Raw genomic sequence first — 12027 nt, 5'->3', positions numbered from 1 at the left:
AATCCAGACCATAATAGAAACATCTTGGAACTTACTGGCTGTTTTTGTTAGGAACAACGTACTTATTAGTGCTGGAAAAATCAATGAAAATGGAAGTAAAATGCTAAACCATATAATCATTGTTATAAGTAAGCCTTTAGGATGTTTGTTCTCTTTTTTCTGCATTTTAAGGAAGTCTTTGATATATAAGTAGCCGCTGATGGCTGTGAGAGTAGAAGGTATGATTATTATTAACATAGCAGCTATTTGATGCTTGGGGTTTTTGTATATAAGAAGGAGAGGGATTATACCGAGTAAGCAGCTAATTAGTGTTGTTGAAATAATTAAGCGCTTTTTGAGAGAAGGAATTTGGGGCTTCTTGTTTTTGAATAGTTCTTTAAAGTGGGATTTCGTTATGTAGAAAATTCCGAATGTGAAAGCAGGAAAGAGACCTACAGTTAAAGATATAAATAAGAACAAGTAAATTAAAGTTTGAGGGACGAGAGAAAATAATGTGACTCCTTTGGCTATAAAGATTGAGTAAAGGAATATCCAGATACCTGACAAAGCCAAGATTATGTAAGTGCAAGGTAAGATTGCACTGATAATGGCTTTACAAGTACCAAATACCTTTTCAATGGATTCCTGCATTCTACCCTCTGTTGTTTTGTTTAATTATAGTAATTTAAACACTGTCCTGGCTGTTTTCTCTCTTACCTTATTAAGCTCTTCTCCAAGCTCATTTTCCAAGAGCCTTGCTTTTCTGCCGTTCACTTGAAGGTATTCTAAGGGATTGTAGCCTTTTGCTTTTAGTAGCTTAACGAAGGCTTTGATATCCCATGAAGTCCTCTCCTGGTAAGTCCAGCCTATTTCTTTCCCTTTATATTCAATCGTTCCGTTGATGAGTTGTTTTAGCTGCTCCTGTATCATCTGAGCTTCCGTCTGGATTTTACTGTATCTGTCCAGTAGCTCCATTATGAGTTCTGCATTCTCGTGTTCAAGGGTGGTGTTGGCGCTTTCTGAGCCGTTGCAGAGTCCGTGCTGACGATAGATACAGTATTGGCACTCCCAGTTGGCACGGGGGCGGGGGTCATTTCTGAACATTCTAATTATCTCCTCAAGCTCTTCTCGGGAGATAGATTCTGTAGTTGGGAGAACAACTATGCTCTTACCCATTTTGTAGCGTGTTCTAAGGGTTGTCTTGATGACAAGATAATGTTCTATTTCCTTATCAGGGTACTGCCATTCAAGTAAAGCTTTCTGTATTTTAGCTTGCAGTATGTACTTATAGTTGATGCTTATTCTCCTGCTGTTTGGCTGGAGAATTATCAGTTCTTCTGGCCGTCCTGAAGTTTCGTTATCAAAGGAAAGAACCGTGTGTTTAAGTTCCAGTCCTACTATTTTGTTGCTGTTATACTGGATAAAGCAATCTAAGTGTCCGTCAATGGAGAAAGGTTCACCGTCAACGGTAAAATCGTAGCTGAGGACTTTCTCCTCTTCAAACCTGTTGCCGAATATCTTCTTGAGAACTTCCTTTACTGTTTTCTCAAACAGAAAGCCATCGTCTATGGCAATGTTTCTAACCTCTAAGGTTGGGTGTTGACGGCGAAGTTGGGCTTTCTTAGGACAGCTTATGATTTCGGTTATTCCGTAAGCTCCATCACGGTAAGATATTTCTCTTCCCTCCCTAACGTGAGCAGATAGTTCTGAGAGAATCCTTTCAAACTCTTGAAGAAACTCCATAGTTCCCTCCTTGGATATCGCTTAAGAAGTAATATAATCCTGTAAAACAGAAATGTCAAATCGGCGTAATGGTCCATTTCTTTTACTTTAGATGTTTAACTTTTGATAGAGATGAAACCGAAAGCCTATTGGTTATAATGCTTTTTGAGTTTTTAATTAGCAAATTGGAGGAAGAGTATGAAGTTGCTTACTTATCTTTATGTAGAGGGGTTCTATCCTTTTAATAGGCAGCATTTTAATTTACTTGGAAATTTAGATTTTGATATTATTTCTAATAAATCAGATTCGGTAGTTTTGAAGCTGAATAAATATGATGAATCGTTTTGGAGTGGATTAATAGAGTATTATCCATCTAATCAGATTTATTCCTTAATACTTGGAGAAAATGGAGCGGGGAAAACAAGATTTATGGACTGTCTGTTGTGTTTTCCCTTCGGAGATATAAAAGAAGGAAGATTGATTGCTGTCTTTTGGAATACAGATGAAATTGGTACTCAAAAAGAGTTTGAAGTTTTCGGTATATCAGACGAACCTTTTTATTTTTCCAGGAAGCAGTTAGAAGAGGGGAGGAAAGTAACTCCACATTCTTTCAAAACCAATGTTAACTTATATCAAGTTACAACTGTGATTCCTATACTTTTGTCTTCTGACATTTATTTTTTCCCCTATAGGGAGATTTTGGGGTATGGTGTCTTTTCGGATAAAGGAAAAGTCTCAACCTTAGTGTCTGAGTTTGCAAAAGCTGTGCAGAGTTATTTGAAAAAAACTTTGAAGGTTCTCTCTGGAGAGAGAAAAGTAATTGATGAAAGAAGCTTAGGATTTTTTAGTAGTGGGCACCAATTACAAGAAGGAATAGAGTCTTCTTTGAGAATTATTCGCTCCGAAAAAGTGCTTAGGATTTTGAGTATTCTAATGGAGAAAGAAGTTTTTGATGACGATATAATGGAGCTTGCACTAAATAATTTAAGTATTGAAATATATCCAAATAAAAGGTTGCTTGAGGATTTTCATTCCATGATAAGAGATGAAAAACTGAGGAGAAAATATCCGATATTAAAAAAACTTTATAGGGAATTGGAAGAGCTGTTGGGAGATTTTAGTGATAAGTTTCTGCATTTTTATGTGCTTTTTCTGATAGCTATCCTTATTAATATTTTGCTTTTTGATAGGCGGTATAACTTAATAGAAAAAGATGATTTTAATAGTAAGCTTGAGAAGTTAGAAGAGCTTTTGAGACATAGAAGATTAAGGGAATCTTTCGAGGTCTTAAGAGAAGGTATTTTTATATTCACAGGAGAGAAAAAAGAAAAGGCAGTATTTGGGGATATAGATAAGATCTTAGAGATTCTTTCTCGTTTAGAAGAATTGTTAAATACTGCTGATGAGTTGTCGTCTTTTTATTATGTAATAAATGCAACTCCAGAGTACTTGAAGAAATTGAGAGATATTTTAGTGGAGATTAAAAATGAATTCGTTTTCGGTTCACCTTTCAACATAAGAGTATTAAAAGGATTTCCTACAGGTTTGGAAAGACTATTCCTTCTCTTTGCTGATATAGAAGAAGCAGTAAGGGAAGTAAGTGTAAAAGATGTTTTGCTTTTACTTGATGAGCCTGATGTTTTCTTGCATGTTGAATGGCAGAGAAAGTTTATAGCCTGTTTATCAAGATTCTTAAGTCTTTTTGATAAGAACTTTCAGGTTATTATTGCTACACATTCGCCTTTTTTAGTTTCGGACATCCCTTCTTCTAATATCGTTCTCTTAACGAAAGATAACGGAGTTAAAGTTGAAAAGTTTTCTGAGGGAGATAGAACCCTTGCTCAAAATATTTATGCTCTGCTTGATAAAGGATTCTTTTTAAAGGTAGCGATTGGAGAATTTGTAAGGCGGAAGATTGTTGAACTGTTTCAGAAACCTGGTACTTTTAGTAAAGAATATAGGGATTGGTTTGTTGAAGAGTTGGGGGATAGAATTCTGAGGATTAAACTAAAACAAAGGTTTGGAGAGCTGGGGTGATACCTTTGAGGTATTTTCCTGAAGATGTAGAGGAAGAGTATTATCAGTATGTAACTGGGGAATTTTCCTCACAGAGGAAAGTCGAAGATTGGAATAGTAGGGCTAAATTTTTTTTGTTAGGTGGCCAAAAAAAGAGAAGTTTGAAGTCTGAAATCAGAAGATTAAGGAATAAGAAGCTTAGATGCTGGTTGGAAGAGAAATTAAAAGATATCCTCGTAGGAAGACCAGATAAACTCAGAGAGTTAGGTAAAGAGTTTACATCTGAATTTTCTAAGGCCCGAGGACTTAATAGTTTGAAGAAGTTGTTTATAGACTGGTATGAGTATCTTGCTGAGAGGAGGAAAGATTTTTCTTATTCTCTTCTTAAGGTTATTGATGTGAGTACTTGTCCTTATTGTAACAGGGAATATATCCAGCTTATTTCTTCTTCTAAGGGAGGCGTTAGGCCTCATTTTGATCATTTCTTTCCGAAGTCAAAGTACTTTATCTTTTCTGTAAGTTTGTATAACTTAATCCCGTGCTGCTATTTCTGTAATATTTCGAAAGGGGAAAAGTTTTGTAAGGATTTGAAAGGTCCCTATGAAATTGATGATAGAGATTTTGTTTTCTCATATGACATAGAATTAGATGATAAAGAAATGGGAGTTTTAGCTATTAATTTAAAGGCTATAGAGAGGGGTATAAAGGGTATAAAAATTTTTACGGAATATAAGAAAAATGTAAGATATTTTCGTCTAATAGAAGCATATATGCATCATAAAGATGTCGTTGCTGAAGTGATACTGAAGTCAAGACTTTATCCCAAGGAGTATTTTAAAATGCTGGATAGTGTTCTTGAAGGTTTGTCGTTACTTGGTTCTATTTCCGAGAAAGACTGGTATAGGCTTTTCTTTTCTGCCTACGATAGGGAGAACTTTCATAGACGTCCTCTATCGAAGTTAATCTCTGATATTTATGAGGAAATAAACAGTGGGTAGTATATTTGAACTTTGCTAATCTGTGATGATTTTTATCTTCTCTACGGCTTCAACTTTCTGCTTGTCAGCTATCTTAACATATCCCATCGTTGTTATTGGGCTTGAATGCCCCATCAGTTCTTGAATGATCTGGACAGGTATTCCTCTGCGAGATAGCATTGTTCCGTATGTATGTCTCAACTGGTGAGGGGTGACGCTTGGGTCCCCAGCTTTTTTCCCTATAGACTGAACGGTCTGATAAAGTGTTTGATAGTGCACTCCCAAGGGTAGAACCTTTTGTCTGTTTTCCCAGAGCCATTCAATATATTGGTTCTTCGGTAAAGGAATACGCCTCTCTTTCCGTCCCTTCCCTCTGACTCTTATCCAAATAACTCCTTCGCTATCTTTCTCCAGACTGAATTGGTTGACTGACAGAGCCTCACTTGCTCTTAGCCCTGCCAGTCCCATCAGTATAATGGCTGCCAGCTTCCAAGGGAAGCCTTCTTTTGCTCTTTCCTCTGCAATCCTTAGCATTTTCCAGAATACTTCTTCGGAGACAGGTTTAGGGAGCTCCCTTCTGGTTTTCGGCTTTATAAAGTCCGGGACTTCTGGAAGTTCTATCTCGGAAAAGTCCCTGAGAAACTTTCTCAAGGACTGATAGGCTGCTATCGTCTGTTCCCTAACAGAGCTTGAGATGATATTTCCTATTGCGTGGGCAATTTCAGGCTTTGAAAGGGGGAGCTCCCTGTCTCCGATAGTGGAGAGGAGTTCCTTTAAACGGCGACGGTAAGCTTGAAATGTTCTGTGGGAGAGCTTGTGCAGGGCATAAGTTTCCCACTGTTCCAAAGCCTCTTTGACAGTCATTTCTTCACTGTTTCCTTCCTAAAAGAATTTTAATTTTTCCTTTGCCTCTTCTTTGTTAGAGGCGGTGAAAACTGCTGTTACTTGAGAATCCCACGCTTTTGCTTTGTTTCTTTCCCTCATAGCTTCTTCATAAGAGGAGTAGGGGCCACATGGAACCCATTCTCCTGGAGGAGGGGGATGGGTTTGTCTAAATCCGAACCAATATTTTCTTTCCATTTTTAACCTCTCTTTTACATAGATAAGTTATCTTATCTATGTGGTTTATGACCAGTTTAGGTTTGTAGTCAAGTATCAGAATTTTTGTGTAAATTTTTGTGTATTTGTAATTTTTACATTAAAATGCTAAAAGTGGTTAATTGTAAATCAATGAATTATTGACATTTCAAAAATGGAGCTTTATTAGAGATTTACTCCTCTACTAACGCATCCAATGTCATTGCAGTCCTCCAAGGTTTATAGTTTACTGTTCTTAATGAATTTATGCAGAGTTTAAAGGAACCCCACCGGCTACTAAGCCGGTGGGGGATAAGGAGAGGGGAATCTAAAGGTTTTACGCTGGCAGAGGTTGGGAAGACCACCAACCTGAATATAAAAATTTTACTGTCTGACTGAGGTGGATCCCAAAAACCGCACCACACCCTTAGTTAAAATTTTTAAACAGGAGTCCGATGAGAAAGAGAAAAAAACTACTCGCCAGAATTCAAAGCCAAGGTAGCTATTAAAGCCATCAATGGAGAAAAGACCATCTCCCAGATAGCATCAGAATTCGGCGTTCATCCAATCCTTGTAACCAAGTGGAAAAATTGATTACCGAACACCTGATGAGGTTTATTACGGGAGAAAGGTATTAACTATGAATGATAGAATAGTGGTGCAAAATTAGGGATCCACCTCAGACCTTCTTCGTCAAGGATGGTGTTATGAATAGGTTAGAACTTCTTTTAAGACTCGCCAAAGAGTTGAGAAAAATAGAGGGAGTCAAAGAGGTAGAAGGATAATATCTCGAATATATTTTATTTATGTTTCTGCTGGTTCCTAACAGTAATAAAACAACTTAGAGAGGATAAAAGATGGTTAGAGGTGAAGAGCTAAAGGCTCTTGCAAGAAAGAAGTTTCACTACTTTAAAATCCTTGAGAAAAAGCACCAAGAACTTGATGATATTATAGATAAGATGGAGAAAAAACACGTTCTAACACCTCAAGAAGAAATTGAACTTGAGAAGTTAAAAAGAGAAAGGTTAAGGCTTCGTGACGAAATGATGCTTCTTATGAAAAAAGCCCAGGAGGATCAATAAGAGATAGAATTTTTTAAAGCTCTGAATTTCCAGGTAAATAGCTTGGCTTCTTACAATAGGATTTGTATTGGTTTTCCACAGTTAAGTGGAAAACTATGTCAATTGCTGGTAGGCATTTTCCTCTGCTGAAGGAGGATATTATCATCAGTCATCAGGGAGTATTATACATTCGTTTTGTAAAGATTTTCATCTGAGTTCTTTAAAAATCTTATTTATTAGGTTCACGACTGCTTCAACAGTAAAACGCAAAAGAACCATATATCTGTTTTCGCTACACTTAACTGTACTTAGAACGAGTTTGTTGTCCGTTCCTATCTTTAACTCTGCCGGTTCAAACTTTTTACTTTATCTTGCTATTTTGTGCTTTGTCCCTATAGAAAATCAAATTAAGGAACTTCCTAATTTCATTCACTGAAATAGCCAATCCATTTCCATTAGGTGATCTACTTAGGTTAATACCGACTATTTGACCACTTTCATTAACAACAATGGAACCATCGTAGCCTGAGTTCAGATACAGGTTATGTTCAAACACTTCAAGGCCTTTTTCTTTTCTTATGTTGAGGATTTTCCCACGTTCAACAACGAATCCAAAAGTGGTTATAATGCCAGTTAATACATTCATATTCTTTTTTGGCGATGCAAGTTCATTAGTATAATCAAACGAACCTGCATTTCTGACTCTAATTTTAATTACGGCAAGGTTGTGCTCAGGGTCAGTAATTGTTTGTAGAACCTCAAGAGGTCTCATTTTAGAGTTGTAAACAACAATATCATCAAACGGTAAAATGTGATTAACTGTTAGAACATAACACGTATCCATTTCACATTTAACAATAAAACCATGTCCGTAACTAACTAAATACTTTAGACCGTCTTCTGTATAGTCACATTTCCTGCAATTAATTGTTACAGTATTAGAGACGAGGAAACTTTTAAGCCTGAGATCCAAAGGTTCTGCATTGCAAAAGTTAAGAAAAATTATCAAGAAAATTACAGAGAAAACGAGCATGACAACCTCCGACTGAACTGTAATACACACTTTCTAAAGGAGTGTCCATAGAACTGTGTAAATTCTATCATGCCTCTAACCTCTCCTCGAAAATTATTGACAGCTGCCCGTAAATAATACCCCAATCCTTGATAACACTTCTGTTCCATTTTTTCGCAAGTTCCAAAGCAGCTAAATAGAGGTTCTTAAGAACTGACATATCACTCGGAAATACCCTCTTTCCATCTGTTACCTTCCTGAACTTACTATTAATACTCTCTATGATGTTCGTCGTGTACATAAGTTTCCTGAGTTCAAGCGGATACTTAAAGTAAGCCATAAGCTCTTCCCAATTAGCTCTCCAACTCCTTACTACGTGTGGGTATTTACTTCCCCATTTCTCTTCAAACTCGTTCATCCTAAGTTCTGCTTCCTCAAGTGTAGCTGCTCCATAAACCCTCTTGAGATCCGATGATAATTCTTTTTTGTCTTTCCACGATACATATCTTAATGAGTTCCTTATCTGGTGAACTACACATTTTTGTATTTCTGCTTGAGGATATACTCCTTTTATGGCTTTCCCTATTCCTGACAGATTATCCACGCTAAATATCAGAACGTCTTTGACTCCTCTACTTTTTAGGTCATTTAGTACCTTGAACCAGAAGCTGGCACTTTCGCTCTCATTTATCCAAAAACCAAGGAGTTCCTTTCGTCCCTCTTTATTTACCCCTATGACCACGTAAACTGCTTTATCTACTACCTTGCCATCTTGTCGTACTTTGTAAAAGATGCAGTCTATATAAAGGATAACGTAAATTCTTTCAAGTGGTCTTGACTGCCATTCTTCTATTCTCGGAGTTAGTCTGTCGGTAATCTTTGAAATCAAAGAAGGACTTATGTCCATTCCATACATGTCGGAGAGTAATTCCTGAATGTCTCTTACTGTCATTCCCTTTGAATATAGGGCTATTATCTTGTTCTCCAGGTCTTCAAGGACTGTCTGGCGTTTTTTGACTATTTTGGGTTCAAAATCTCCCTTTCTATCTCTTGGAGTTTCAATCTCTACTTCTCCAGCTGCGGTTTTAACAGTCTTGGAGATATAGCCGTTTCTGGAGTTGTTAGAATTAGTACGCTCATACTTTGAATAGCCAAGGAACTCTTCAAGCTCTGCTTCTAAGGCTTCTTTTAATGTTTGTTGGATGAGCTTCCTAAGATCATCCTTAATGAGTTCTGGATCATATTTCTTTTTCATGTGTCCACCCTCCTTTAGGTTTAATTTTTACACACTTGGGTGGACACTCCCCTTTCTAACAACAAGGTTGTCTATTGCTATTGCTCTTCTATCAAAGCGTTGGGCTTAATTTCTTTGGTTATTTTCGCCATATTAAAAATTACCAATTTAATCCTCTCGAGTGATTTTTTGTGAATCAGCCTAAGCGTTTTTATTTCCATCTCTATTTCTCTCTTCCGTGTTTCGATCTCTTTCTCTATCTTCACCTTTCTTTCAAAAATTTCTTCTATCCTTCTGCGGGCTTTATTCACCAGTTCTTGAAGATCAGAACCGATTTTTAAAAGCTTTCTTTCAAGTTCTTCACGTTCCTCTAAAAGTTCCTGGTATGCATTAGCAACTTTCATTGGAAAGGCTTCAACCTCATCTGGGTCGTATCCAAATCCGAATAGCTTTTTAGTAAATTCTTTTGAACTTATCTTTTGTGGTTTTAATCTCTTCTTACCCTTCCTCAAATTTTTCAATAGCTCCCTCGGTAAGGCTAACAAGAGTTTCCAATATTCCAATCATTTATATTGGATAATAAATATAACCTTTGAGAACTGGAAGATCATTGGTGAAGGTGCCATTGAGGCTTTTGAAAGGAAGAGAAAATAAGCTTCATCGAATAGACAGTGGAAAGTTAGGGTTAAAAGAACTCCTTGCCATTGGCGTCGGAGGTATGATAGGGGGAGGTATATTTTCTGTTCTGGGTGTCTCTGTAAGTTTTGCTGGAAATGGAGCCCCGTTATCCTTCCTGATAGATATGTTTATTGCTCTTACAGCAGGTTATCACTATGTAAAACTTTCTCTCACTTTTAAAGACGATGGTGCAAGTTATACATATCTCAGAAAAGCTTTTCCTAATAAGCCATGGATAGCAGGAATCGAGGGTTGGATAGTAATTCTCGGTTATATTGGAACTCTGGCCCTTTATGCCTTTACCTTCGGTGCTTATGGTGCGGACCTTTTAGGGGTTTCCCACTCAACTCTTGTGAGAACTATCCTTTCTATAGCTGTTTTGTTTTTCTTTTTCTACATAAATCTGAAAGGGGTGAAATCATCCGGTATTACTGAAGACTTTATAGTTTATGGAAAGATACTAATCCTTCTTCTTTTTGCCATAATAGGGCTTTCCCGAGTTAGAGCTGAGAATTTCTCTCCTTTTCTCGAAAAAGGAGGGACTTCAGTTTTCTTAGGAGCAGCAATAATCTTTGTTGCTTATGAGGGTTTTCAGCTCATTACTAATGCTGTGCTTGAGACGGAAAATCCAGATAAAAACATTCCAAGGGGAATCTATGGTTCGATCCTAATAACAGGCACGATCTACTTTCTTCTTTCTATTGTTGCCGTTGGAACTCTAACGTATGAAGAGATAGTTTCTGCCCAAGAATATGCCCTTGGAATCGTTGCAGAACCAGTATTAGGAAATTGGGGAAAAGTACTGATAGGTATTGGTGCCCTGATGGCTACAAGTTCTGCAATAAACTCCACTCTTTTCGGTGCTTCTCGTATGATGGCGGAAATGGCAGAAGAAAGAATGATGCCATACATTTTCTCAAAAAGAAATAAGGAGTTTGTTCCTGTAGTGTCACTTATTGTTCTAACATTTCTTGCTCTTATTTTTACATCTTTCGGAACACTTAGTATTATTGCGGAGTTTTCAAGTCTTACCTTTCTTCTTGTTTCTATAGGAGTTTCGATAGCTAATCTAAAGCTAAAAGATAGAACGAAACCCAATTTGAAAACTGCTTTTCTGGGACTAATTCTTATGAGCATAACAACGATAGCAATAATCGTTTATCTTATCTTAAACAATCCTTTGGAAATTGTGATAATACTTGTAACATACGTCTTAACTGCTTTGGCAGTTATCCTTTATGTGAGATTTCCAACAACTACATTGTGATAGTTGTTGTAATATCAAGTAGAAAAAGTGTTTCGAAATATAAAAAACACTCGGAGAGCGAGCCTGTCTTAAAGTGATTTAGTATTTATAAATCAATATTCGTATATTGTCGCAGTTTTTAATCCTATAATAGTCTCTGATTTGCCTGTTCTTCACAAGCCCGGTTCTATCGATTTCCATTCTACATAATAACTTTGAAATTTCAGCTGTTTGCCAACCATTTCCTATTCCTACATAGCTCATTAAAGGAGAAAAATTAGATTTCTATATTAGCTTTTCGCCAGTTCACTGTCCACTTCAACATTTCAAATACGCATTCCTACGCTACGTAGTTTAATTGGTGCAATAAAGCCTTAACTTGAATTGTTCCAAAACCGACTTCCTATCCTACATAGTTCTAATGTTTCCCAGAATGTTAGAAGGAAAGTATCCCCTTTCCTATACTACATAGTTCTGGCTAAGGCTAAATAAGAGAAATTGCTACCTGTTCCATGACGGTTCCTATTCTACATAGTTTTTTTTCGTCTAATGATTAGGCTGATTCTGTCCAAAAGTTCCTAATTCTATATAGCTTCTGGATAATGGAGCAAGATAAACACAGAAGTGAACTCTCTGTTCCTATTCTAAGTAGTTTTTTAGACAAATCTTCACTCTGTCAGGAGTATTCTCTATCCTACATAGTTTATTATGAATCAACACTGGTAGAAACTACAAAGGGAATTTTACTCTACATAGCAGTTTTCCCTAATCAAACTCAGTATCCCTTTTTTTTCCATTCTACCGTAGTTTGCTGATAGAAATAAATGTGTTTGCTGAACACAGGAAAGAGTCCACAGCTTTCCATTCTATATGGTAGTTTTCTGTCTATTAAGTTTGTGTTACCTCTGCTCTTTTCTATGAAGCCTCTACGCTATATAGTTCAGCGTTGTTTATGTTTACCATTAGCTTTCCACTCTATGTAGTCTTTATTGAGAAATCCACTTTAGGCAAGAAACTTTTCTCCC

At 36.9% G+C, this 12027-nt stretch carries 11 protein-coding genes and 1 pseudogene; 6 read left to right on the top strand and 6 right to left on the bottom strand.

Going from position 1 to position 12027, the window contains the following annotated elements:
• A partial coding sequence (locus ACYQ3A_RS00775) for a hypothetical protein (protein WP_459894598.1) occupies positions 1-193 on the top strand: 193 nt, incomplete at its 5' end.
• 461 nt (positions 194-654) lie between these two features.
• Here the strand turns inward: ACYQ3A_RS00775 and ACYQ3A_RS00770 are convergent.
• On the bottom strand, positions 655-1722 hold the full coding sequence (locus tag ACYQ3A_RS00770) for a hypothetical protein (RefSeq protein WP_459894264.1): 1068 nt from the start codon (positions 1720-1722) through the stop codon (positions 655-657).
• Positions 1723-1899: 177 nt separating this feature from the next.
• Between ACYQ3A_RS00770 and ACYQ3A_RS00765 the strand changes: the two genes are divergently transcribed.
• Positions 1900-3738, top strand: a complete 1839-nt coding sequence (locus tag ACYQ3A_RS00765; protein ID WP_459894261.1) for an AAA family ATPase — start codon at positions 1900-1902, stop codon at positions 3736-3738.
• A gap of 140 nt (positions 3739-3878) precedes the next feature.
• Positions 3879-4715, top strand: a complete 837-nt coding sequence (locus ACYQ3A_RS00760; RefSeq protein ID WP_459894259.1) for an HNH endonuclease family protein — start codon at positions 3879-3881, stop codon at positions 4713-4715.
• A gap of 15 nt (positions 4716-4730) precedes the next feature.
• On the opposite strand, the gene ACYQ3A_RS00755 is transcribed toward ACYQ3A_RS00760, so the two are convergent.
• Together ACYQ3A_RS00755 and ACYQ3A_RS00750 are read right to left on the bottom strand one after the other, a co-directional pair.
• Positions 4731-5558 carry a tyrosine-type recombinase/integrase gene (locus ACYQ3A_RS00755; RefSeq protein ID WP_459894257.1) on the bottom strand — a complete coding sequence of 276 codons (828 nt, stop codon included), beginning with the start codon at positions 5556-5558 and terminating at the stop codon, positions 4731-4733.
• 18 nt (positions 5559-5576) lie between these two features.
• Positions 5577-5774, bottom strand: a complete 198-nt coding sequence (locus ACYQ3A_RS00750) for a hypothetical protein (RefSeq protein WP_459894254.1) — start codon at positions 5772-5774, stop codon at positions 5577-5579.
• A 471-nt stretch (positions 5775-6245) separates the two neighbouring features.
• On the opposite strand from ACYQ3A_RS00750, the pseudogene ACYQ3A_RS00745 reads away from it, so the two are divergent.
• Positions 6246-6365: pseudogene (locus ACYQ3A_RS00745) on the top strand (transposase); the annotation flags it as partial.
• Positions 6366-6628: 263 nt separating this feature from the next.
• A complete protein-coding gene (locus tag ACYQ3A_RS00740) occupies positions 6629-6853 on the top strand; it encodes a DUF465 domain-containing protein (RefSeq protein ID WP_459894252.1) in 225 nt (74 codons plus the stop codon).
• A 340-nt stretch (positions 6854-7193) separates the two neighbouring features.
• On the opposite strand, the gene ACYQ3A_RS00735 is transcribed toward ACYQ3A_RS00740, so the two are convergent.
• The 3 genes from ACYQ3A_RS00735 to ACYQ3A_RS00725 all read right to left on the bottom strand — a co-directional run bounded on the left by ACYQ3A_RS00735 (position 7194) and on the right by ACYQ3A_RS00725 (position 9599).
• The gene (locus tag ACYQ3A_RS00735) at positions 7194-7865 is read right to left on the bottom strand and encodes a S1 family peptidase (RefSeq protein WP_459894595.1); all 672 of its coding nucleotides are present in this window, start codon (positions 7863-7865) and stop codon (positions 7194-7196) included.
• Between the two features lie 67 nt (positions 7866-7932).
• Positions 7933-9099, bottom strand: coding sequence for an IS256 family transposase (locus ACYQ3A_RS00730; protein WP_459894592.1), 1167 nt, complete (start codon positions 9097-9099; stop codon positions 7933-7935).
• Between the two features lie 77 nt (positions 9100-9176).
• On the bottom strand, positions 9177-9599 hold the full coding sequence (locus ACYQ3A_RS00725) for a DivIVA domain-containing protein (RefSeq protein ID WP_459894589.1): 423 nt from the start codon (positions 9597-9599) through the stop codon (positions 9177-9179).
• A 92-nt stretch (positions 9600-9691) separates the two neighbouring features.
• Here ACYQ3A_RS00725 and ACYQ3A_RS00720 point away from each other — a divergent pair, with 92 nt between their 5' ends.
• Entirely contained in the window at positions 9692-11023 is a 1332-nt protein-coding gene (locus ACYQ3A_RS00720; protein ID WP_459894586.1) for an APC family permease, read from the top strand.
• Positions 11024-12027: the final 1004 nt, after the last annotated feature.

The sequence above is a fragment of the Desulfurobacterium crinifex genome, assembly GCF_054656775.1.
This window is presented reverse-complemented; position numbering and strand designations above follow the sequence as displayed.